General features: G+C 61.0%; 21 protein-coding genes and 1 other RNA gene. 12 read left to right on the top strand and 10 right to left on the bottom strand.

Annotation, left to right across the window (positions count from 1 at the left end; genetic code table 11):
- Positions 1-2: 2 nt before the first annotated feature.
- The gene (locus KHP07_RS11025) at positions 3-560 is read right to left on the bottom strand and encodes a YecA/YgfB family protein (RefSeq protein WP_078050646.1); all 558 of its coding nucleotides are present in this window, start codon (positions 558-560) and stop codon (positions 3-5) included.
- Positions 561-698: 138 nt separating this feature from the next.
- Between KHP07_RS11025 and KHP07_RS11020 the strand changes: the two genes are divergently transcribed.
- The 4 genes from KHP07_RS11020 (at position 699) to KHP07_RS11005 (ending at position 2,118) form a co-directional block, all read left to right on the top strand.
- Positions 699-908, top strand: coding sequence for a TIGR02449 family protein (locus tag KHP07_RS11020; RefSeq protein ID WP_007982902.1), 210 nt, complete (start codon positions 699-701; stop codon positions 906-908).
- Positions 905-1,222 (top strand): cell division protein ZapA, encoded by a 318-nt coding sequence (locus KHP07_RS11015; RefSeq protein WP_003176812.1) that lies wholly within the window; start codon positions 905-907, stop codon positions 1,220-1,222. Before KHP07_RS11020 ends, KHP07_RS11015 begins: the two co-directional genes overlap by 4 nt.
- A 30-nt stretch (positions 1,223-1,252) precedes the next feature.
- Positions 1,253-1,431: non-coding RNA, 6S RNA (ssrS, locus tag KHP07_RS11010), on the top strand.
- Positions 1,432-1,488: 57 nt separating this feature from the next.
- Complete coding sequence (locus KHP07_RS11005; RefSeq protein WP_099493178.1) at positions 1,489-2,118, top strand: 5-formyltetrahydrofolate cyclo-ligase; 630 nt, start codon at positions 1,489-1,491, stop codon at positions 2,116-2,118.
- 7 nt (positions 2,119-2,125) lie between these two features.
- On the opposite strand, the gene KHP07_RS11000 is transcribed toward KHP07_RS11005, so the two are convergent.
- Positions 2,126-2,275, bottom strand: coding sequence for a hypothetical protein (locus KHP07_RS11000; RefSeq protein ID WP_010207387.1), 150 nt, complete (start codon positions 2,273-2,275; stop codon positions 2,126-2,128).
- Between the two features lie 195 nt (positions 2,276-2,470).
- On the opposite strand from KHP07_RS11000, the gene KHP07_RS10995 reads away from it, so the two are divergent.
- From KHP07_RS10995 to KHP07_RS10980, 4 genes are all read left to right on the top strand, one after another.
- The gene (locus KHP07_RS10995) at positions 2,471-2,920 is read left to right on the top strand and encodes an EVE domain-containing protein (protein ID WP_025857402.1); all 450 of its coding nucleotides are present in this window, start codon (positions 2,471-2,473) and stop codon (positions 2,918-2,920) included.
- 69 nt (positions 2,921-2,989) lie between these two features.
- A complete protein-coding gene (locus KHP07_RS10990) occupies positions 2,990-3,955 on the top strand; it encodes an HlyD family secretion protein (protein ID WP_078050649.1) in 966 nt (321 codons plus the stop codon).
- Positions 3,952-6,669: a ribosome-associated ATPase/putative transporter RbbA gene (gene rbbA / locus KHP07_RS10985; protein WP_214497188.1), complete on the top strand. Its 2,718-nt coding sequence runs from the start codon at positions 3,952-3,954 to the stop codon at positions 6,667-6,669. The genes KHP07_RS10990 and rbbA overlap by 4 nt, the downstream gene beginning before the upstream one ends.
- Entirely contained in the window at positions 6,669-7,787 is a 1,119-nt protein-coding gene (locus KHP07_RS10980; protein ID WP_078050651.1) for an ABC transporter permease, read from the top strand. Before rbbA ends, KHP07_RS10980 begins: the two co-directional genes overlap by 1 nt.
- Positions 7,788-7,884: 97 nt before the next feature.
- On the opposite strand, the gene KHP07_RS10975 is transcribed toward KHP07_RS10980, so the two are convergent.
- Positions 7,885-8,292: a flagellar basal body-associated protein FliL gene (locus tag KHP07_RS10975; RefSeq protein ID WP_015886451.1), complete on the bottom strand. Its 408-nt coding sequence runs from the start codon at positions 8,290-8,292 to the stop codon at positions 7,885-7,887.
- A 150-nt stretch (positions 8,293-8,442) separates the two neighbouring features.
- On the opposite strand from KHP07_RS10975, the gene KHP07_RS10970 reads away from it, so the two are divergent.
- Both KHP07_RS10970 and glpT read left to right on the top strand, forming a co-directional pair.
- Positions 8,443-9,420, top strand: a complete 978-nt coding sequence (locus KHP07_RS10970; RefSeq protein ID WP_214497187.1) for an NADPH:quinone oxidoreductase family protein — start codon at positions 8,443-8,445, stop codon at positions 9,418-9,420.
- Between the two features lie 269 nt (positions 9,421-9,689).
- Positions 9,690-11,027, top strand: coding sequence for a glycerol-3-phosphate transporter (gene glpT, locus KHP07_RS10965; protein WP_025857408.1), 1,338 nt, complete (start codon positions 9,690-9,692; stop codon positions 11,025-11,027).
- On the opposite strand, the gene KHP07_RS10960 is transcribed toward glpT, so the two are convergent.
- Both KHP07_RS10960 and KHP07_RS10955 read right to left on the bottom strand, forming a co-directional pair.
- Complete coding sequence (locus KHP07_RS10960) at positions 11,024-11,677, bottom strand: gamma-glutamylcyclotransferase (protein ID WP_099493183.1); 654 nt, start codon at positions 11,675-11,677, stop codon at positions 11,024-11,026. The two genes, glpT and KHP07_RS10960, sit on opposite strands and share 4 nt — an antisense overlap.
- Before the next feature lie 26 nt (positions 11,678-11,703).
- The gene (locus tag KHP07_RS10955; protein WP_099493333.1) at positions 11,704-14,091 is read right to left on the bottom strand and encodes a TonB-dependent receptor plug domain-containing protein; all 2,388 of its coding nucleotides are present in this window, start codon (positions 14,089-14,091) and stop codon (positions 11,704-11,706) included.
- A gap of 328 nt (positions 14,092-14,419) precedes the next feature.
- Here KHP07_RS10955 and KHP07_RS10950 point away from each other — a divergent pair, with 328 nt between their 5' ends.
- Positions 14,420-14,902 (top strand): sn-glycerol-3-phosphate transporter, encoded by a 483-nt coding sequence (locus tag KHP07_RS10950; protein WP_078050654.1) that lies wholly within the window; start codon positions 14,420-14,422, stop codon positions 14,900-14,902.
- Between the two features lie 98 nt (positions 14,903-15,000).
- On the opposite strand, the gene KHP07_RS10945 is transcribed toward KHP07_RS10950, so the two are convergent.
- The 5 genes from KHP07_RS10945 to KHP07_RS10925 form a co-directional block, all read right to left on the bottom strand.
- The gene (locus KHP07_RS10945) at positions 15,001-15,969 is read right to left on the bottom strand and encodes a CDP-6-deoxy-delta-3,4-glucoseen reductase (protein WP_078050655.1); all 969 of its coding nucleotides are present in this window, start codon (positions 15,967-15,969) and stop codon (positions 15,001-15,003) included.
- Complete coding sequence (ubiD, locus tag KHP07_RS10940) at positions 15,969-17,435, bottom strand: 4-hydroxy-3-polyprenylbenzoate decarboxylase (RefSeq protein WP_003176824.1); 1,467 nt, start codon at positions 17,433-17,435, stop codon at positions 15,969-15,971. The genes KHP07_RS10945 and ubiD overlap by 1 nt, the downstream gene beginning before the upstream one ends.
- 156 nt (positions 17,436-17,591) lie before the next feature.
- Positions 17,592-18,851, bottom strand: coding sequence for a transcription termination factor Rho (rho, locus tag KHP07_RS10935; RefSeq protein WP_016973082.1), 1,260 nt, complete (start codon positions 18,849-18,851; stop codon positions 17,592-17,594).
- A 234-nt stretch (positions 18,852-19,085) separates the two neighbouring features.
- Positions 19,086-19,415 carry a thioredoxin TrxA gene (trxA, locus tag KHP07_RS10930; protein WP_015886460.1) on the bottom strand — a complete coding sequence of 110 codons (330 nt, stop codon included), beginning with the start codon at positions 19,413-19,415 and terminating at the stop codon, positions 19,086-19,088.
- A 121-nt stretch (positions 19,416-19,536) separates the two neighbouring features.
- Positions 19,537-20,232, bottom strand: coding sequence for a FadR/GntR family transcriptional regulator (locus KHP07_RS10925; protein WP_214497186.1), 696 nt, complete (start codon positions 20,230-20,232; stop codon positions 19,537-19,539).
- A gap of 255 nt (positions 20,233-20,487) precedes the next feature.
- On the opposite strand from KHP07_RS10925, the gene KHP07_RS10920 reads away from it, so the two are divergent.
- Entirely contained in the window at positions 20,488-21,273 is a 786-nt protein-coding gene (locus KHP07_RS10920) for a transporter substrate-binding domain-containing protein (protein WP_078050658.1), read from the top strand.
- Positions 21,274-21,278: the final 5 nt, after the last annotated feature.

The following is a 21,278-nucleotide window of genomic DNA, read 5'->3' as shown; positions in this document are numbered from 1 at the left end:
TCTTAGTGCAGCGACGGCTTGGGTGCAGCAGGCTCAGCGGACTTCCTGGTCTCGGTGAACAGCAGCAGCGGCGCGACGCGCAGGTATTCCATCACTTCCATGTAGTCGCTTTCGCCGTCCTCGGACTCTTCCAGGGCATCTTGCACCTGGGAGATAGCGGCCAGATCCTGCAGCACTTCCTGGGCATCGGTGCTCAGGTCCAGGCCGCCGGCGTTGACGCCGAAACCGTGGAGGAAACCCTGGCACCATTGGCCCAGGGCGGCAGCGCGCTCGGTGAGCGGCGCGTCGTCGGTCGGCAGCAGCAGGACCACGGTGACGTCATCACCGGTCAACTCGCCCTTGACCATCTCTTGCAGGCCGATCAGTGCGTTACGCACGTTCTCGGTCGGTTCGGTTTCCAGCAGCTCGGCCACGTCGGCCAGCCAGTTGTCGGCATCAAAGCCAACGCCAGTGCAGCTGCGACCCAACAGCACGCCGTGCAGTTCGGCAGGCGAGCAAGGGTGGCCGCTGGTGCTCAGCAGTTTGGAAAAAGCATCGTACGGGGAGTTCTGAATGGGCATGGTGAGCTAGGCGCCAGACGGCGCAATGTCTAGAATGGAGCGCTGTATCCTAGCACCGGCAGACGTACCAAGACTATCAAGGGCGTCAGATCGTTTATCCTGCAGTTGCCATTCATCAGACAAATCCAGTGGAACCCAATGGAAGACACCGACCTGCAAGCGCTGATGGCCAGACTCGAACTGCTAATTACTCGGGTCGAGCAACTTAAGAGTCAAAACGGACTCCTATTAGCTCAGGAAAAGACCTGGCGCGAGGAACGCGCTCACCTCATTGAAAAAAACGAAATCGCCCGGCGTAAGGTCGAATCGATGATTTCGCGCCTGAAGGCCCTGGAGCAAGACTCATGAGTTCAAGCAATAGCGTCACCGTGCAGATCCTCGATAAAGAGTATTCGATCATCTGCCCCCAGGAAGAGCGCAACAACCTGGTGAGCGCCGCCCGCTACCTGGATGGCAAGATGCGTGAGATCCGCAGCAGCGGCAAAGTGATTGGCGCCGATCGCATCGCCGTGATGGCCGCCCTGAACATTACCCACGATTTACTGCATAAGCAGGAACGCCCCGACGTGCAGGCCAGCGGCTCGACGCGTGAGCAGGTGCGTGACCTGCTGGAACGAGTCGATCTGGTGCTTTCCAGCGATTCAGACGCACCCAAGGGCTGATTGCCGCGACTGTTTAAGGTATACTCGCCCCACTCCCTGGCGTGTTTGCCAGTCGGCGATGTCCCTGAGCCGATTCGCACTACCCTGGAAGTTGCACGTTGGGCTGGTGTGCATGTCCGCTAGACGGAAAGCCTTAAAGCCTACTGCATCTTCCACCTTGAACTTTCGGGTTCAAGGGCTAAGTCGACAGCGGCTCTGTCGGGGAGCCTGAATTCCCAAACTCAATGCCAGTCCTCGGACTGGCATTGTTTTATGAGCCGAAAACCATGACCGAACCTGCGCCGCTTTCCCGTCCGCAACTTCGACGCATGTTGCGCAAAGCCCGCCGCGCCCTCACGCCGAGCGAGCAACGCCAGGCTGCCCACGGCCTGTATCGGCAACTGGCACAGCATCCGCTGTTTCGCCGGGCCAAACATATCTCTTTGTATCTACCGACGGACGGTGAAATCGATCCGCGCCTGCTGCTGCGCGCCGCCCAGCGCCGGGGCAAGGCCACCTACCTGCCGGTGCTCAGCGCGTGGCCGCGGACCAAGATGGTGTTCCAGCGCGTAAGGCCTGGGGAAAAGCTGCTGCCCAATCGCTTTCGCATCCTGGAGCCACGGGTGAATATCAGCCGCCAACGCAAAGTCTGGGCGCTGGACCTGGTGTTGCTGCCGCTGGTGGGGTTCGATGATGCGGGAGGGCGCTTGGGCATGGGCGGCGGGTTCTACGACCGCAGCCTGGCCTACCTCGCGCGGCGACAGAGCTGGCGCAAGCCGACGCTGCTGGGCCTGGCCCATGAATGTCAGAAGGTCGAACGGTTGGCACAGGCAAGCTGGGATGTGCCGCTGGCGGGCACCGTCACCGATAAGCATTGGTATATTGCGAAGACGCCACTGGAGTCAGCGGCGCCTTGAAGAAGGGTCAGCGCTTGAACGGTTGTGGCTGCTGCTGAGCCAGTTCAACGGGAGCATCGGTCTTGTTCGACCACAAGCTTTGGGCATACCCGGTGGTCACGACGCCCAGACCAAACAAAATCACCAAAATCCATAGTAAATCCGGTTTACGTTGCATCGATTGCCCCCCTTCAGGCACCTCGTACACGATGACAACAACGTTCCAAAGTAGTCCGTTGCAGCTGCGCCAAGCTTTAAAAGCCGGCATTCTGCGGTAACGTGAACCAACACGCAAACCTTGGCGCCAACCGACTGTCGGTTTGTCATCAAATTGCCTGACAACTTGCCCACGCCCTTTTTCAGGAGCCCAAAAATGGCCTATTGGCTGATGAAATCCGAGCCCGACGAACTCTCCATCAAAGGCCTGGAAAAGCTCGGCGAAGCCCGTTGGGACGGGGTGCGCAACTACCAGGCACGCAATTTCCTGCGTGCGATGGCGGTGGGTGACACGTTTTTCTTCTATCACTCCAGTTGCCCGGAGCCGGGGATTGCCGGCATCGGCAAAATCGTCGAAGCGGCCTACCCGGACCCTACCGCGCTCGAACCAGAAAGCCATTACTTCGACGCCAAGGCCACTCCGGAGAAAAACCCGTGGAGTGCGATCAATGTGGCGCACGTGCAGACCTTCCCCAAGGTGCTCGGCCTTGGCTACCTGAAGCAGCAGACTGCGCTTGCCGAGCTGCCCCTGGTGCAAAAAGGCAGCCGGCTATCGGTGATGGCCGTCACGCCAGAGCAATGGGCTGCCGTGCTCAATTTGCTTTAACTGACCGGTATCAAGGCCCCGCCGGGGCAAACCGTTCAAACTAGGACGCTAATGCCGCAGGAAGCAGCCATGTCAACGAATCACCACACCTCCCGCCTTTTCGCCATCGCACTCATTGCCCTGTTGCTGGGTGCCGGTGGCTTCGGTTACTGGCGTTCCACCCAGGACCGCCTGCCCGAAGGCCTGAGCATGGGCAATGGCCGCCTGGAATCCACCGAAGTGCAGATCGCCGCCAAGATCCCCGGGCGCCTGGCCGACGTGCGCGTGGACGAAGGCGACAAGGTGCTCAAGGGCCAACTGCTCGCACGCATGGACACCCGCACCCTCGAAGCCCAGCGCGCCCAGGCCGAAGCCGAAGTGCTGCGTGCCAAGGAAAACTTCGCCGCCGCCGAAGCCAACGTGCAACTGCGCCAGAGCGAACAACTGTTGGCCAACCAGGAACTCAAGCGCACCCAGGAGCTGTACAAGCGTGGCTTTGCCAGCAGCCAACTGATTGATCAGCAGCAGGCACGGCAAAATACCGGCAATGCCGCTGTGATTGCCGCGCAAGCCCAGGTCAACTCCGTGAAGGCCGCCATCGGCGCCGCCGAGGCCCAAGTGGCCCAGCTCACCAGCGAGATCGATGACAGCAGCCTGCGCGCGCCCATCGACGGCATTATCCAGCTACGCCTGGCCGAGCCGGGTGAAGTGTTGGGCGCGGGCGGCCGTGTACTGCTGTTGATCGATCCCAATGATCAATATATGAACCTCTACCTGCCGGCCTCCGTCACCGGCCGCCTGACTGTCGGCAGCGATGCGCGCATCCTGCTCGACGCCCTGCCCGACCAGCCACTGCCGGCCAAGATCAGCTTTGTCGCGGCCAAATCCCAGTTCACGCCCAAGGAAGTGGAAACCCGCGACGAACGCCAGAAACTGGTGTTCCGCGTCAAACTGCGCCTGACCCAACCCAGCGCCGTGCCCCAGGCCAAGCCCGGCATGCCCGGCGCAGGCTATGTGCGCACGGCTGACATTGACTGGCCGGCCAACCTGCAATGACCGCCCTGGCGCTGCAGGCCACGGGGATCAACCACCGCTACGGCAAGCAGCAGGCCCTGGTCGACATCGCCTTCAGCTTGCCGGCCGGTACACGCTGCGGCTTGATTGGCCCGGATGGCGCGGGCAAGTCGAGCCTGTTGGGTTTGATCGCCGGGGTCAAAAAGCTCCAGGACGGCCAGCTGCAGGTGCTCGGCGGCGCCATCGATGACCGCCGCCACCGCAACAGCCTGTACCCGCGCATTGCCTTTATGCCCCAGGGGTTGGGCGGCAACCTGTACCCCGAGCTGTCCATCAGCGAAAACATCCGTTTCTTTGCCACCCTGTTCGGCCTGTCAAAAGCCGATTGCGACCAGCGCATGCACAACCTGTTGCTGGCCACCGACCTCGCACGTTTTGCCGATCGCCCGGCCGGCAAGCTGTCCGGGGGGATGAAGCAGAAGCTTGGCCTGTGCTGTGCGCTGATCCACGACCCGGACCTGTTGATCCTCGACGAGCCCACCACCGGCGTTGACCCGCTGTCACGCCGGCGTTTCTGGGAACTGGTCGACAGCGTACGCAGCGAGCGCCCGCAACTGACGCTGCTGGTGGCCACGGCCTACATGGAAGAAGCCGAGCAGTTCGAACACTGCCTGATGCTCGATCGCGGCAAGCTGATCGCGGACGGCTTGAGCAGTGAACTGGCGGGCGCGACCTCCAGCGGCAAATTAGACGAGGCGTTTACCCACTTCCAGGGCGACAGCGCCCACGACAATCAACCGCTGGTGATCCCGCCCCGAAAAAGCGCCACCACTGATATCGCCATCGAAGCCCATGACCTGACCCTGCGGTTTGGCGATTTCACGGCGGTGAACAAGGTCAGCTTCGCCATCGGCCGAGGCGAGATCTTCGGCTTCCTCGGCTCCAACGGCTGCGGCAAGACCACCACCATGAAGGTGCTCACCGGGCTGATGCCGGCCACGGAGGGCAGTGCGAAGCTGCTGGGCAACCCGGTGAATGCCAAGGACCTGGCCACCCGTAAGCGCGTGGGCTTCATGTCGCAAAGTTTCTCGCTGTATGGCGAGCTCAGCGTGCGCCAGAACCTGGTGCTGCATGCGCAATTGTTCGACTTGCCCAAGGTCGACAGCGGTCCGCGCATTGATGAGCTGATCCAGCGTTTCGACCTCGGTGACGTGGCCGAACAACCGTCCGGCGAGCTGCCGCTCGGCTTGCGTCAGCGTTTGTCATTGGCGGTGGCGGTGCTGCATCGCCCGGAAGTGCTGATCCTCGACGAACCTACGTCGGGCGTCGACCCGGCCGCGCGGGATGACTTCTGGCGGTTGCTGATCGAGTTGTCCCGCGAACAAGGCGTGACCATCTTCCTGTCCACTCACTTCATGAACGAAGCCCAGCGCTGCGACCGCATTTCCCTGATGCACGCGGGTAAGGTGCTCGCCTGCGATACGCCAGACGCGCTGCAGCGGCAATTCCACGGCGACACCCTGGAAGCGGCGTTCGTCACATGCCTGGAGCAGGCCCAGGGCGAAGCCGAACCCACCGCACCCGCCAACACCGTCAGCGAAGCCAGCGCGGCGCCTGTGAGCAAACGCGGCTTCAGCCCCGCTCGCCTGTTGGCCGTGGCCAGCCGTGAAAGCAAGGAGTTGTTGCGCGACAAAGTCCGCATGGCCTTCGCGCTGCTGGGTGCGATGTTCATGATGGTGATCTTCGGCTACGGCATTTCCCTGGATGTGGAAAACCTCGCCTTCGCGGTCTACGACCAAGACCAGACACCCCAAAGCCGCGCCTACCTGGAGGCCTTTCGCAGCTCCCGCTATTTCGCCGAGCAGTCGCCCATCCAGGACTCGAATGAACTGCACCGGCGCCTGCAACGTTCGGAAATCAAATTGGCCCTGGAGATCCCGCCCGGTTTTGGCCGTGATCTGTACGCCGGGCGCCAACCCACAGTGGCTGCGTGGCTCGATGGCGGCATGCCATTTCGTGCGGAAACCAGCCGCAACTATGTCGAGGCCGTGCACCAGGGCAACCTGGCACAACTGGCCGAGCTGAGCAGCCTACCCCGCGGCAACCCGGCGGCCGCCAGACTGGAAACACGCTTTCGCTACAACCAAGACGTGGTCAGCGTGAACGCCATCGGCCCCGGGGTGATGGCGCTGATCCTGGCGTTTATCCCGGCGATGCTCACCGCCCTCGGCATCGTGCGCGAGAAGGAACTGGGCTCGATCACCAATTTCTACGCCACACCGCTGACACGCCTGGAGTTCTTGCTCGGCAAACAGGCGCCCTACCTGGCCGTGAGCCTGGTCAACCTGGCAGTACTGGTGGCGATGAACCGCTGGCTATTCGGTGTGCCGTTCAAGGGCAGCATTCTCACGCTGGCGTTCGGCGGCCTGCTGTATGTGCTGGCGACCACCAGCATGGGCCTGCTGATTTCGGCATTCACCCGTACGCAGATCGCGGCGATCCTCGGCACCATGATCATCACCAGCCTGCCGACCATCCAGTTCTCCGGGCTGATTGTGCCGCGCTCGTCCCTGGAAGGCGCAGCGGCGTTGATGGGCATGCTGTTTCCGGCCGGTCACTTCCTGGATATTGCCGTGGGCACCTTCACCAAGGCCCTGGACCTGCGCCAGTTGTGGCCGCAATGCCTGGCGCTGTTCGGCTTCTTTGTCGGGTTTACCGGGCTGAGCCTGATCATGCTCAAGAAGCAGGAGGCCTGATGCATAAGTTCGCGCATATCCTGCGCCTGGGAATCAAGGAACTGACCAGCCTGCGCCACGACAGCGTGTTGCTGCTGTTTCTGTTCTACGCCTTCACCGTCGCCATCTATATGCCCGCCGCCGGTTCGGTGATCGGGGTGCACAACGCCAGCGTGGCGTTTGTCGATGAAGACCACAGTTCGCTGTCGCGCCAGATGGCAGAGGCGCTGCAGCCGCCGGAGTTCCAGCCCCCGGCACCGCTGGCGTACGACCAATTGGACAAGGTCATGGACAGCGGCAAATACACCTTCGTGATCAATGTGCCGGCGAATTTCCAGGCCGACCTGTTGGCAGGGCGCCAGCCGGGCGTGCAGGTGAATGTGGATGCCACGGCGATGAGCCAGGCGTTCATGGGCGCGGGCTACATCGGGCGGATTTTCCAGCGCGAACTGCTGACCTACAGCGGACAAGCCGATGTCGCCAGCCAGGCGCCCGCACTGCTCACCACTCGGGCGCTGTTCAACACCAACCTGGAAGGCGGCTGGTTTCTGGCGGTGATCCAGATCGTCAACAACATCACGATCCTCGCCATTATCCTCACCGGCACCGCACTGCTGCGTGAACGCGAACACGGCACCCTCGACCACTTGCTGGTGCTGCCGCTGACTGCGCTGGAGATCATGCTGGCGAAAATCTGGAGCAACATGCTGGTGGTGGTGCTGTGCACTTGGCTGTCGCTGGAAGTGGTGGTCAAGGGGTTGCTCGGCGTGCCGCTGGCCGGATCGCTGAGTTTGTTTCTGTTGGTGACGGCGCTGTACCTGTTTGCCAGCACCGCGCTGGGCATCTTCCTCGCCACCCTCGCCCGCTCGACGCCGCAGTTCGGCCTGCTGGCGATCCCGGTGATCATCCCGATGCTGCTGCTCTCGGGCGGCAGTACGCCACTGGACAGCATGCCCGAGTGGTTACAGTGGGTGATGCAGGGCTCGCCGTCGACGCACTTTGTGAGTTTGAGCGCGGCGATTCTGTTCCGTGATGCGGGCGTGAGCGTGGTGTGGCCGGACTTGCTGGCGCTGGCGGGGATTGGGTTGGTGTTCTTTGCCGTGGCACTGGCGCGGTTCAGGAAGAGCCTGGCGTCCTGAGGCGCCTGTACCGCCGTCATCGGGGGCAAGCCCCCTCCCACATTTGATCGCATTCCAACTGTGGGAGGGGGCTTGCCCCCGATAATCGCGTAGCGACTTATTGGATGATCAGGTTATTGAACAACAGGTCTTCCACCACCGGCTTGCCGGTCTCATCGTTCATCACTTGCTGGGTTTGCTTCAACGCTTCCTGGCGCAGCTTTTCCTTGCCTTCAACGGTGCTCATGGCCTCGTTGGTCTGCTGGGTGAACAGTGCCACCAGCTGATTGCGGATCAATGGATCGTTGGCTTTGACCAGTGCTGCCGCCTCGGTGCCAGTCACGCGCAGGGCGATGTCGGCCTTGAACACCTTGAGTTTCGCGGTGCCGTCCAGACCATAGTTGCCCACGAACGGCGGGCTCAGGCTGATATAGCTGACCTTCGGCGCCTCGCCTTCTTTGGCTTCTTCGGCCTGGGCTGCCATCGGCAACGTCAGGGCCAGCATCAACAGGATCCACGCTTTCACAGTTCATTCCTCACATTCGGTTGCCGGGTAGCATAACGCTAGCAAGGCAGAGCACAAGCTTATGGCGGCTTATCAGGCCCGGGCATGCTCGTTGACCCACGGGCGTACCCTCCTACACTTATCGGCCACGACGCCAAAAGGAATAGTCCGATGAAAGCTGTGCTGTGCAAAGCCTTCGGCCCCGCCGAAACCCTGGTGCTGGAAGAGATCGCCAGCCCGGCGATCAAGAAGAACGAAATCCTGCTGGACGTGCATGCCGCCGGGGTCAACTTTCCGGACACGCTGATCATCGAGGGCAAGTACCAGTTCAAGCCGCCCTTCCCGTTCTCGCCGGGTGGCGAGGCGGCGGGCGTGGTCAGTGAAGTAGGGGAAAAGGTCAGCCATTTGAAAGTCGGTGACCGGGTCATGGCACTGACCGGCTGGGGCAGCTTTGCCGAGCAGGTCGCAGTGCCGGGCTATAACGTGCTGCCGATCCCACCGAGCATGGACTTCAACACCGCTGCCGCCTTCAGCATGACCTACGGCACCTCCATGCACGCGCTGAAACAACGCGCCCACCTGCAACCCGGCGAAACCCTGCTGGTCCTCGGCGCTTCCGGTGGCGTGGGCCTGGCCGCCGTGGAAATCGGCAAGGCCATGGGTGCGCGGGTGATCGCCGCCGCCAGCAGCGCCGACAAACTCGCGGTGGCCAAGGCCGCCGGCGCCGATGAGCTGATCAACTACAGCGAAGCCAGCCTGAAAGACGAGATCAAGCGCCTCACCGACGGCAACGGCGCCGATGTGATCTACGACCCGGTGGGTGGCGACCTGTTTGACCAGGCCATTCGCGCCATCGCCTGGAACGGCCGCCTGCTGGTGGTGGGGTTTGCCAGCGGGCGCATTCCTGAGCTGCCGGTAAACCTGGCGTTGCTCAAGGGCGCGGCGGTGGTCGGAGTGTTCTGGGGCTCGTTCGCCCAGCGCCAGCCGCAGGACAATGCGGCGAACTTCCAGCAATTGTTCACGTGGTACGGTGAAGGCAAGCTCAAGCCACTGGTGTCGCAGTTGTATCAGCTGGACCAAGCCGCCCAAGCGATCAACGACCTGGGGCAGCGTAAGGCGGTCGGTAAAGTGGTTGTCCAAACCCGATAACACACCTGAAATGCAATCCTTGTGGGAGCTGGCTTGCCTGCGATAGCGGTGGGCCAGCTGCTACAAATGAACCTGAGGACCGCCATCGCCGGCAGGCCGGTGCCTACAGATTTATTCACGACCACCACTTATCTATTCGCGACATGTTCATAAGAGAACATGCAATAGCGTTCATTTCCTGTGTTTGCAGATAAGAGGCGATGCTATTTTCGGTAACGAAACTGTAACATTCGCATCCGCAGTCAAAACAAGAAATTTGGAGCTCTTGAATGTTTGCTTTCTTTCGACCTGCCGCACACCAGGCGCCCCTGCCTGAAGAAAAAATAGACAGCACCTATCGACGCCTGCGCTGGCAGATCTTCGCCGGTATTTTCTTCGGTTATGCCGGGTACTACCTGCTGCGCAAGAACTTCTCCCTGGCCATGCCCTACTTGATCGACGAGGGTTACACCCGTGGCGAACTGGGCCTGGCAATGTCGGCCATCGCGATTGCCTACGGCCTGTCCAAGTTCCTCATGGGCCTGGTGTCCGACCGCTCCAACCCCCGCTACTTCCTGCCCTTCGGCCTGCTGGTTTCGGCCGGTGTGATGTTCATTTTCGGTTTCGCACCTTGGGCGACGTCCAGCGTGACCATGATGTTCATTTTGCTGTTCATCAACGGCTGGGCCCAGGGCATGGGCTGGCCACCGAGCGGACGCACCATGGTGCACTGGTGGTCGCAGAAGGAACGCGGCGGCGTGGTGTCGGTGTGGAACGTGGCCCACAACGTCGGCGGCGGCCTGATCGGCCCGCTGTTCCTGCTCGGCATGGCCTGGTTCAACGACTGGCATGCCGCGTTCTACGTACCGGCCACCGTGGCCTTGCTGGTGGCGGCGTTTGCCTTCATCACCATGCGCGACACCCCGCAATCGGTGGGCCTGCCCCCGATCGAGCAGTACAAGAACGACTACCCGGAAGGCTACGACGCCAGCCACGAAGACGAATTCAGCGCCAAGGAAATCTTCGTCAAGTACGTGCTGCGCAACAAAATGCTGTGGTACATCGCCTTCGCCAACGTGTTTGTCTACCTGCTGCGCTACGGCGTACTGGACTGGGCACCGACCTACCTGAAAGAAGCCAAGCACTTCACGGTGGATAAATCGTCGTGGGCGTACTTCTTCTATGAGTGGGCCGGTATCCCGGGCACGCTGCTGTGCGGCTGGATGTCGGACAAGATCTTCCGTGGCAACCGTGGCCTGACCGGCATCGTGTTCATGGCGTTGGTGACCGTGGCGACCCTGGTGTACTGGCTCAACCCGCCAGGCAACCCAATGATCGACATGATCGCGTTGTTCTCCATCGGCTTTCTGATCTACGGCCCGGTGATGCTGATCGGCCTGCAGGCGCTGGAATTGGCTCCGAAGAAAGCTGCGGGTACGGCTGCGGGCTTTACCGGCCTGTTCGGTTACCTGGGTGGTTCGGTGGCGGCCAGTGCGGCCATGGGCTACACCGTGGACCATTTCGGCTGGGACGGTGGTTTCGTGCTGCTGATCGGTGCGTGCCTGCTGGCGATCGCCTTCCTGATCCCAACGCTGTGGCACACCAACAGCGTCAGTTCGGCGCGTTAACCGCCTGGGCAATCCTTTGCACAGCGCTTGAGCCGCGCCTCCAGATTCTTGTCTGGCATGGCGTGGCTACGCAGGGCGTTGACGGTCTGCTCGACATAATCGCGAGTGGTGCCGTAACGCCCGCAAGCGCTTTGCAACACATGGTTCAGCACAATGTCGGGCAAGTTACCGGCGTAGCTGGGCAAGTGCCGCTCCAAGACAAACCCCAACGCCTGCACGGTAGTGCCATCTTCCAGGCGGCAGCTGAGCCAGTGTGGCCGGTAGGAAGGGTAAGGCATCTCGCGTTGCCATAAAGCGTAAAGCGAGGCCTCCAGCTGATCCTCCGGCAAGCGGTAGGCGAACCCGCTGCAAGAGCCACCGCGATCCAGGCCAAAGACCAACCCTGGCAACTCCGGCGTACCCCGATGCTCGTGGGACCACAGGTACAGGCCCCGGTGATAACCGTGAACCCGTGCCCGCCGCCTCTCGGTCGACGAGCATTCAGGGCGCCAGATCAGCGAACCATAAGCGAAAAGCCAGACCGGCCCACCCTTATGCTGGGCCATGGTGGCCTGCATCGAGCTCATCAACTGTTCGTGAGTGAGTTGCGGCCCAAGATCGAGCCGCGGAGGGTAAGCCAATTGCAAAAGATCGGATTCAATAACGGTCATGGCGGATCGCTTAGGTCTCCTGTGCTTTACCAGTTATAGGCAACTTTACCGTAATAGAACGCGCCGCTGTAACCGTACGGCGAAAAAGTGCTATAGGCCAAATTGCCACCACTGCTGGCGAAGGCATTGACCTTCTCCGGGTATTTATCGGTGACGTTGTCGCCGCCGAGGGTGAAGGTCCAATTCTTCAACTTGTAGTCCGCCGACAAGTCCAACACCCACGCAGCCTTGAAGGTCTGGTCGTTGACCTTGGTTGCCTGGTAGCTGGTGAATTCACCATAGCGCACCAGGTTGCTGTGCAGCGCCCAATTGCCAAACGTGAAGTCGTTACCCAGGCTCAGCTTGTGCTCGGGTGTGGTATCGCCCAGCAAACCGCTTTTCTCGCGACGGTCCACCCGCAGCAGGTTCACACCCAGGCTGTCAAGGATCGCCGGGTTGGCTTTCACGTCGGTGACCTTGGTGTGGTTGTAGTTGTAGCCCACGGTGCTGTTCCAGCGAATGCCGTTGTCGAACTGGTAGCGATAGTTGGCCACGAGGTCGACGCCATCGGTACTGGTATCGGTGGCATTGGTGAAGTAGCGGGCGCTGGTGTAGTTGATGTTGCCCACCCCGTTGGCTTGCAGGTAGGCAATCGCCGCCGGGTTGAGGTTGAGGTTTGACGACAGGCTGATGCGGTCACGGATGTCGATGCGGTACACGTCGACGGTCACGGTCAGGTCATCGGCAGGTTCCAGCACCAGGCCAAGGCTGTAGTTGCGTGACTTTTCCGCCTTGAGGTCTTCGGCACCCAGCAAGCGAGCCACCTGACTGTTGGCCGGGAAGGTGCCCGCTTCCTGAATGGTGCTGCCGATCAACTGCGATGAGGTGTAGGCAAAATTCTGCTGGGCCAGGGACGGCGCGCGGAACCCATTGGAGATACTGCCGCGCAGGGCCACTTGTGGAGTGAAGTCGTAGCGCGCCGACAACGAGCCACTGACGTTGGAGCCAAAGTCACTGTAGTCCTCATGGCGCACGGCGGCCGAGGCACTGAGTTTCTCGGTGAAGTTGGTTTCCAGGTCCAGGTACTGAGCCCAGTTGTGCCGCGTGCTGGTGCCGGCATCGGCATCGCGGAAGCCGCCCAGGCCCGAGCTGCCGGTCTGGTAGTAGGACGCCGGCTCACCGGCTTCAATTTCATAGCCCTGGTGCAGGTATTCGCCGCCAAAGGCCACGGAAACCGGGTACGGCAGGAAGCCCACGTCGAACTCACGGGACAGGTCCAGGCTGACTTGCTTCTGGTCGTTGCTCAGGGTGCCGTTGTCGAACTTGCGCGGCGTGGCCAGACCCAAGGAAGTGTTGATGGTTTCGGTGCTCAGCTCGTACTGATTCTTGCCGTAGTTGGCCGACAGGTCGTAATGCCAGTCGTAGGCCAGCAAGCCACGCAGGCCCACCACCAGCGAGGTGTCTTCCAGGTTGCCCTTGATCAGCGGCAGGTAGCCGTTGGGATTGAGCGCCGGGATGTTGTTGGAAGCGTTACTCGCCCGGTAGAACGCCGCCGTCTCGCCGCGCCGCTTGCTGTAGCCACCGAAGGTGTAGAACTCGGCCGCATCGTTGAAGGCATATTCCGAGTTGAACTGGAACTTGCCTTCATTGGTGGCCGGCTCGCCCTGACGGAACACGCGCTGGCCGTAGGTAGTGGAGCCGATACTGGCCGGGCGGTAATCATCGCCGGCGCGGTTGGTGTAGTCATTGTCAGCGCCCTCGGCCGACAGGTTGATAAAGCCGTTGTCGCCCAACGCCAGGCCGGTATTGCCGCTGACATTACGCTGGATACCGTCGCCCTTCTTGTATTCGCCGAACTTGGTGGAGATCGAGCCGCCATGGTCGGCATGCTTGAGGATCACGTTGATCACCCCGGCAATCGCATCGGAGCCATAGCGGGCCGAGGCGCCGTCGCGCAGCACTTCGATATGGTCCACCGCCGACAGCGGAATCGCGTTCAAGTCCGCCGGGGCAGAGCCACGACCCACCGCCCCGCCAAGGTTGACGAATGCACTGGTGTGGCGACGCTTGCCATTGACCAGCACCAGCACCTGATCCGGAGACAGGCCGCGCAACTGCGCGGGGCGCACCAGTTCGGCACCATCCACCAGGCTTGGGCGTGGGAAGTTGATCGATGGAATCAGCCGCGCCAATACCGCGCCCAACTCGTCGGAGCCGGTACTGCGCAGGGTATCGCCAGAAATCACATCGATAGGCGACAGCGACGCACTGGCGGTGCGCTCTTGGGCGCGGGTGCCGGTGACGATCACGGTGTCGAGCTTGGGTGCATCGGTGGCGGTCGTTTCGGCCGCAAAGACTGGATTGAAACCCACGGCAGTCAGCAAATTGGCCGACAAAATCGCCGTGTACAGCGCGTGTTGCTTGTAGCTCCCCATACCGCTCCCCTTGGATTCAAAACCCAGAACCTCGTGCTCTGGGTTCATACGATCGATCCGGCTGGCGGGCGGTGGCGGTCAGTTGTTGGTGGTTGTGAATGAGTCGGTAGTCCGTTGCGATATAGCTTAATGATATTTATGTAACAAATTAAATACCTTTAAAGCATAAGCGAATGCATAAGCAAACCCGTCCATTCGTCAGGATTGCGTGAGGCAATTTCGCTACTTTCAGCCCCGGTTCAGCCTGGGAGCGCGCCAAGCCGTCAAAATGGCGCACCGGTCACGACCCACCTAGCCGCCTACCAAACCGACTATCGAGGTCGCACCCATGAAGAAATTCCGACTGCCTGGCCTGCTGTTCCTGGCCCAGGCCACCACCGCCCTGGCGGGCGAAGCGCCAGCGACTGAAGACGACAAAGGCTTCTGGTACGCGCAGACCAGCGTCTACACCCGGCACTTCGCGCCCGACCCGGAGCACAACAACAACCAGGACCTGATCGGCCTGGAGCGCAATGAAGCCTCAGGTTTTGTGTATGGCGGGGCGACGTTTCGCAACTCGTTCCGGCAGCGCTCGTACTATGCGTATGCGGGAAAACGCTACGACATGGCCGACTATCCGGTGTATTTGAAGCTGACGGGCGGGGCGATCCAGGGTTATCGCGGCAAGTACCGCGACAAGATACCGTTGAACCGTTTCGGCGTGGCGCCGGTGATCATTCCGTCGGTGGGCACGCATTACGGGCCGGTGGCGGCGGAGTTGGTGTTGCTGGGGTTCAATGCGGCAATGGTGACGACCGGCGTACGGTTCTGACACTGACACGGCACGGTCTACTGTGGGCGCTGGCTTGCCTGCGATAGCGGTGTTGGCTGACAGCGCCGGCAAGCCGGCGCCTACAAAGGGGCTCGGCGTCAGGGACGTGGGGCGTAGGCAAACACGTCGGCGCGCATCTGGTGTGCATCCATGCCGGCGTCGACCAGTGCGTCCAGGGTGCCGTAGATCATCGCCGGTGAGCCGCTGGCGTAGACGTGCACCGACTTGAGGTCGCTGATGTCTTCGCACACCGCTTCATGCAGCAACCCGCAGCGCCCTTCCCAGCCGCACAAGTCACTGACGACTTTATGCAGGAACAGGTTGGGCAGTTGCAGCCACTGGTCCCAGTGCTCGATCTCGTAGAAGTCTTCCGGGCGACGCACGCCCCAGTACAGGTGCACCGGGTGCTTGAAGCCGGACGCGCGGCAATGTTCGATCAGGCTGTGCATCTGCGCCATGCCGGTGCCAGCAGCGATCAACACCAGCGGCCCATCCGGCAGTTCGGCCAGGTGGGTGTCGCCAAATGGCAGCTCGACGCGGGCCATTTGGTTGCGCTGCAGTTGCTCCAGCAGGCTGCGCGCGCTGTCTTCACGCACCAGCACATGCAGCTCCAGCTCGCGCCCCGCATGGGGTGCCGAGGCCAGGGAGAATGCCGACTTCTCGCCGTTCTCGCGCTCGATCATCAGGTACTGACCGGCGTGGTAACGCACCGCCTTGCCGGCCGGCGCGCGCAGGCGCACACGCCACACATCGCCACCGACCTCTACGCATTCACTCAATTGGCACGACAATTTGCGCAACGGCAACTCTCCCGGCGCCAGCACGCCATCCCACAACACCACGCAATCTTCCAGCGGCTCGGCAATGCAGGTGTAGAACTCACCATGGTCACGCACTTCCCCGGCTTGCTGCACCCGGCCCTCCACCAACAGCGCGGCGCACACATGGCAAACGCCATTGCGACAGGCCTGGGGGCATTCGTAGCCCAGGCGGCGCGCGCCTTCGAGGATTCGCTCGCCAGGGACCAGCTCCAGCACGGCGCCGGAAGGTTGCAGGGTTACACGCATCAATCTATTCCCAATTCTTTCCAGATCGCATCGACACGGGCGGTGACGGCTTCATCCTTGACGATCACCCGGCCCCACTCGCGGGTGGTTTCACCCGGCCATTTGTGGGTAGCGTCCAGGCCCATCTTCGAGCCCAGGCCCGACACCGGCGAGGCGAAGTCGAGGTAGTCGATCGGCGTGTTGTCGATCATCACCGTGTCACGCTTGGGGTCCATGCGTGTGGTGATGGCCCAGATCACGTCGTTCCAGTCGCGGGCGTTGATGTCGTCGTCGGTGACGATAACGAACTTGGTGTACATGAACTGTCGCAAAAACGACCACACACCGAGCATTACCCGCTTGGCATGGCCGGGGTACGACTTTTTCATGGTCACGATGGCCATGCGGTACGAGCAGCCTTCGGGCGGCAGGTAGAAGTCGGTGATCTCCGGGAACTGCTTCTGCAGGATCGGCACGAACACTTCATTGAGCGCCACGCCGAGAATCGCCGGCTCATCCGGTGGACGGCCAGTGTAGGTGCTGTGGTAGATCGGCTTGATCCGATGGGTGATGCGCTCGACGGTGAACACCGGGAAGCTGTCGACTTCGTTGTAGTAGCCGGTGTGGTCGCCGTAGGGGCCTTCATCGGCCATCTCGCCCGGATGAATCACTCCCTCAAGGATGATCTCGGCGGTGGCCGGCACTTGCAGGTCGTTGCCACGGCATTTCACCAGTTCGGTGCGGTTACCGCGCAGCAGGCCGGCGAAGGCGTATTCGGACAGGCTGTCAGGCACCGGGGTCACGGCACCGAGGATGGTAGCCGGGTCGGCACCCAGGGCCACGGAGACCGGGAATGGTTTGCCAGGGTGTTTCTCGCACCACTCGCGAAAATCCAGCGCGCCGCCACGGTGGCTCAGCCAGCGCATGATCACCTTGTTGCGGCCGATCACTTGCTGGCGGTAGATACCGAGGTTCTGGCGGTCCTTGTTCGGGCCCTTGGTGACGGTCAGGCCCCACGTGATCAGCGGGCCGACATCGCCGGGCCAGCAGGTCTGCACGGGCAGCATGGCGAGGTCGACATCATCGCCCTCGATGACCACCTCTTGGCACACCGCGTCCTTGACCACCTTGGGGGCCATGGCAATGATCTTGCGGAAGATCGGCAGCTTCGACCAGGCATCCTTGAGCCCCTTGGGCGGCTCGGGCTCCTTGAGGAAGGCCAGCAGCTTGCCGATCTCGCGCAGTTCGCTGACCGACTCGGCGCCCATGCCAAAGGCCACGCGCTCGGGGGTACCGAACAGGTTGCCGAGCACCGGGATATCAAAGCCGGTCGGGTTCTCGAACAGCAGCGCCGGGCCCTTGTTACGCAGGGTACGGTCGCAAATCTCAGTCATTTCCAGCACCGGGGAAATCGGCATCTGGATACGTTTCAACTCTCCGCGCTGCTCAAGTTGCTGCACGAAATCCCGAAGATCCTTGAATTTCATTAACCATGCCACCCGTAAAATAGGCGTACATCCTACCTGCTATGACGGCGGCTGGCAGCTTATCGCGGTGCATTTGGGTGCCAACGGCGCTTAAAAAGCAGGCGAAAAAAAATGGCGCCCCTGAGGGCGCCATTCTTTCGGACCTGAAACGTCGTATTACTTACGCTTCATCGACAGGAAGAACTCGTCGTTGGTCTTGGTGGTTTTCAACTTGTCGACCAAGAACTCGATGGCAGCGACTTCATCCATCGGGTGCAGCAGCTTGCGCAGGATCCACATGCGCTGCAGTTCGTCGTCGGCGGTCAGCAACTCTTCGCGGCGGGTGCCGGAGCGGTTGATGTTGATGGCCGGGAATACGCGTTTTTCCGCGATGCGACGGTCCAGGGGCAGTTCCATGTTGCCAGTACCCTTGAACTCTTCGTAGATCACTTCGTCCATCTTCGAACCGGTTTCAACCAGTGCGGTGGCGATAATGGTCAGCGAGCCGCCTTCTTCGATGTTCCGCGCGGCGCCGAAGAAACGCTTCGGTTTCTCCAGGGCGTGGGCATCGACACCACCGGTCAGTACCTTGCCGGAGCTAGGGATCACGGTGTTGTAGGCACGGGCCAGACGGGTGATGGAGTCGAGCAGGATCACCACGTCTTTCTTGTGTTCGACCAGACGCTTGGCCTTCTCGATCACCATTTCGGCAACCTGCACGTGGCGGGTTGGCGGCTCATCGAACGTCGAGGCAACCACTTCGCCGCGCACGGTGCGCTGCATTTCGGTCACTTCTTCCGGACGTTCATCGATCAGCAATACGATCAGGTGAACTTCAGGGTTGTTACGTGCGATGTTCGCTGCAATGTTCTGCAGCATGATGGTCTTACCGGCTTTCGGCGGTGCGACGATCAGGCCGCGCTGGCCTTTGCCGATCGGGGCGCACAGGTCGATCACACGACCGGTCAAGTCTTCGGTGGAACCGTTACCGGCTTCCATCTTCATTCGCACGGTCGGGAACAGCGGGGTCAGGTTCTCGAAGAGAATCTTGTTTTTCGCGTTCTCGGGACGATCGAAGTTGATCGTGTCGACCTTGAGCAGGGCGAAATAACGCTCGCCTTCCTTCGGAGGTCGGATTTTGCCAACGATGGTGTCACCGGTGCGCAAGTTGAAGCGACGGATCTGGCTCGGCGAGACATAGATATCGTCTGGGCCGGCAAGATAGGAGGCGTCTGCAGAGCGGAGGAAGCCGAAGCCGTCCTGGAGAATCTCCAGCACGCCATCACCGGAGATTTCCTCGCCGCTTTTCGCGTGCTTTTTCAGCAAGGAGAAAATCACGTCCTGCTTGCGCGAACGGGCCATATTTTCTATGCCCATTTCTTCGGCCAGTTGGAGCAGGTCGGTAATCGGCTTTTGCTTGAGTTCAGTCAGATTCATATAGGAATGACGTAATCATTTATGGAGGGGGGAAATTAAGCTTTTGGCTTAATGAGGCCGCGCCGCAGAGAAGGCGACAGGATCGCGTACTAATCGAAAAGGAATGCGTCGGCGACGGCTTGCAGGGGGCAGTGGAGAAACCAGTGCGGGGCCGAATGTACCACCTGAGTTTCGGAGCGTCTAGCCCTGTTTCACGAAAAAGCCCCGCTATTTGCGGGGCTTTTTTGACGACGCTTAGATGTTCGCGTCGAGGAAAGCTTGCAGCTGAGACTTCGACAGCGCGCCTACTTTGGTCGCTTCGACGTTGCCGTTCTTGAACAGCATCAGGGTCGGGATACCACGCACGCCGTGCTTGGCCGGGGTTTCCTGATTGTCGTCGATGTTCAGCTTGGCAATGGTCAGCTTGCCTTCGTAGGTGGTCGCAATGTCGTCCAGGACTGGAGCGATCATTTTGCAAGGGCCACACCATTCAGCCCAGTAGTCAACCAGCACCGGGCCAGCAGCCTTGAGTACTTCGGCCTCAAAGGTCGCGTCGGTGACGTGCTTGATAAGATCGTTGCTCATGGATGTCTCCGGAATGTAAGCAAAAAAAACGTGGCCCATCATAGCCGCCCTTCCCCCGTTCAGGAAGCTGCCGCTGATTGAGTCTTGCTATGAAGGCGCATGAGTTTGGGTATAGCCCATCTCAGGGTGTTACGGGAGTCACAAAAGCGATGCCGGTGCGCAACGCCGCATTGCGCACGTGTTCCTGCATGGTTTTCTGCGCCGCCGCACTGGCACGCCGGGCCAGGGCGCGCAGGATTCTGCGGTGCTCCTGCCAGGTTTCCATGGCTCGCTCCGGCCGGATGAACGGTAGCTTCTGGCTCTCCAGGAACACCTCGGCACTCGCGCTGAGGATACTCACCATCGCTTGATTACCGCTGGCGAGCAGGATGCGCTGGTGAAATTCGAAGTCCAGCCGGGCAGCGCCTTCAAAGTCGCCCGCCTTGAGCACCTTGCGCATGGCTTCGACGTTATCTTCCAGGCTGTCCAGCTCATCGATAGTCAATGTGATCGCCGCCAACCCCGCCGCGAACCCTTCCAAGGCATAACGCAGTTGGAAGATATCCAGTGGCGTGGCCTGGGCCGCAAAAGGCCAGGCAAACCCTGGCGATTCCTCCGCGGCCTGCACGAACACGCCCTTGCCGGGCTGCACACTGACCACACCCAGCGCGCTGAGGGACGACAACGCCTCGCGCAACGACGCCCGGCTCACACCCAACTGCACCGCCAGGTCGCGTTGCGACGGCAGTGCATCGCCCGGCCCGAAGCCTTGCTCCTTGATCAGTTTGCGGATGGCCTGCAGGGCCGCTTCCGGTACGGCTTGGGCGATGGAATTCATAAAAAACTCAAGGTTGCGGTCAACGGACCCGCTAGTTGTAAAGCTATTCGCAGCTGACGGCAAGCCACGCCCCAAAGGGGCTCGCAGGGTTTTGTCGGCGCTCGAAAAGGGTGCGAAAAGTCCGCGAACTGTTCAGACCAGTCCGACCACAAAAACGCAATAGATCCCTGGCTTTCAGGCGTTATTGAGCGTGATGGCATGGGCTGTGCACTGAGCAAATCCAGAAAATTCCTTCGCCCTTCTCGGAGAGTTGCCATGACCAAGCGCTACAGCGCCCTGCTTACTGCCCTGTTTGCCAGCCTGATGCTGAGCCAGGCACCCGCCCAGGCCAATGGTCTGGACGACATCATTGCCCGTGGCACGCTCAAGGTCGCCGTGCCCCAGGACTTTCCGCCGTTCGGTTCGGTCGGCCCTGACATGAAGCCACGCGGCCTCGACATCGATACCGCCAAGCTGCTGGCCGACCAACTCAAGGTCAAGCTGGAACTCACCCCCGTCAACAGCACCAACCGTATTCCGTTCCTCACCACAGGCAAGGTCGACCTGGTGATCTCCAGCCTGGGCAAGAACGCCGAGCGCGAGAAAGTCATCGACTTCTCCAAGGCTTACGCGCCGTTCTACCTGGCCGTGTTCGGCCCGCCTGAAGCCGCCATCAGCAGCACCGACGACCTCAAGGGCAAGACGATCAGCGTGACCCGTGGCGCCATCGAAGACATCGAGCTGACCGCCGTTGCGCCCAAGGAAGCCACGATCAAGCGTTTCGAAGACAACAACTCGACCATCGCCGCCTACCTGGCCGGCCAGGTTGACCTGATCGCCAGCGGCAATGTGGTGATGGTCGCGATCAGCGAACGCAACCCGAAACGTGTGCCGGCGCTGAAAGTGAAGCTCAAGGATTCGCCGGTGTACGTGGGCGTGAACAAGAACGAGCCGGCGCTGCTGGAGAAGGTCAACCAGATCCTGGTCGCGGCCAAGGCCGATGGCAGCCTGGAAAAGAACGCTATGCAATGGCTGAAAGAGCCGCTGCCCGCCGATCTGTGAAGCGA

It is taken from the genome of Pseudomonas sp. VS40 (assembly GCF_018587885.1).
Lineage (GTDB): Bacteria > Pseudomonadota > Gammaproteobacteria > Pseudomonadales > Pseudomonadaceae > Aquipseudomonas > Aquipseudomonas pergaminensis.
The sequence above is the reverse complement of the archived record's forward strand: the minus strand, read 5'-3'. Positions and strand labels throughout refer to the sequence as shown.

Bases quoted from the DNA above. Each gene is read 5' to 3' on its own strand.
- KHP07_RS10970 (WP_214497187.1), top strand. From the start codon at position 8,443: ATGAAAGCTGTGCTGTGCAAAGCCTTCGGCCCCGCCGAAACCCTGGTG.
- KHP07_RS10960 (WP_099493183.1), bottom strand. From the start codon at position 11,677: ATGACCGTTATTGAATCCGATCTTTTGCAATTGGCTTACCCTCCGCGG.
- rho (WP_016973082.1), bottom strand. From the start codon at position 18,851: ATGAATCTGACTGAACTCAAGCAAAAGCCGATTACCGACCTGCTCCAA.
- trxA (WP_015886460.1), bottom strand. From the start codon at position 19,415: ATGAGCAACGATCTTATCAAGCACGTCACCGACGCGACCTTTGAGGCC.
- KHP07_RS10925 (WP_214497186.1), bottom strand. From the start codon at position 20,232: ATGAATTCCATCGCCCAAGCCGTACCGGAAGCGGCCCTGCAGGCCATC.
- KHP07_RS10995 (WP_025857402.1), top strand. From the start codon at position 2,471: ATGGCCTATTGGCTGATGAAATCCGAGCCCGACGAACTCTCCATCAAA.
- KHP07_RS11000 (WP_010207387.1), bottom strand. From the start codon at position 2,275: ATGCAACGTAAACCGGATTTACTATGGATTTTGGTGATTTTGTTTGGT.
- KHP07_RS11005 (WP_099493178.1), top strand. From the start codon at position 1,489: ATGACCGAACCTGCGCCGCTTTCCCGTCCGCAACTTCGACGCATGTTG.
- KHP07_RS11020 (WP_007982902.1), top strand. From the start codon at position 699: ATGGAAGACACCGACCTGCAAGCGCTGATGGCCAGACTCGAACTGCTA.
- KHP07_RS10950 (WP_078050654.1), top strand. From the start codon at position 14,420: ATGAAGAAATTCCGACTGCCTGGCCTGCTGTTCCTGGCCCAGGCCACC.
- KHP07_RS10955 (WP_099493333.1), bottom strand. From the start codon at position 14,091: ATGGGGAGCTACAAGCAACACGCGCTGTACACGGCGATTTTGTCGGCC.
- KHP07_RS10980 (WP_078050651.1), top strand. From the start codon at position 6,669: ATGCATAAGTTCGCGCATATCCTGCGCCTGGGAATCAAGGAACTGACC.
- KHP07_RS10920 (WP_078050658.1), top strand. From the start codon at position 20,488: ATGACCAAGCGCTACAGCGCCCTGCTTACTGCCCTGTTTGCCAGCCTG.
- KHP07_RS10990 (WP_078050649.1), top strand. From the start codon at position 2,990: ATGTCAACGAATCACCACACCTCCCGCCTTTTCGCCATCGCACTCATT.
- KHP07_RS10945 (WP_078050655.1), bottom strand. From the start codon at position 15,969: ATGCGTGTAACCCTGCAACCTTCCGGCGCCGTGCTGGAGCTGGTCCCT.
- KHP07_RS11025 (WP_078050646.1), bottom strand. From the start codon at position 560: ATGCCCATTCAGAACTCCCCGTACGATGCTTTTTCCAAACTGCTGAGC.
- glpT (WP_025857408.1), top strand. From the start codon at position 9,690: ATGTTTGCTTTCTTTCGACCTGCCGCACACCAGGCGCCCCTGCCTGAA.
- ubiD (WP_003176824.1), bottom strand. From the start codon at position 17,435: ATGAAATTCAAGGATCTTCGGGATTTCGTGCAGCAACTTGAGCAGCGC.
- rbbA (WP_214497188.1), top strand. From the start codon at position 3,952: ATGACCGCCCTGGCGCTGCAGGCCACGGGGATCAACCACCGCTACGGC.
- KHP07_RS11015 (WP_003176812.1), top strand. From the start codon at position 905: ATGAGTTCAAGCAATAGCGTCACCGTGCAGATCCTCGATAAAGAGTAT.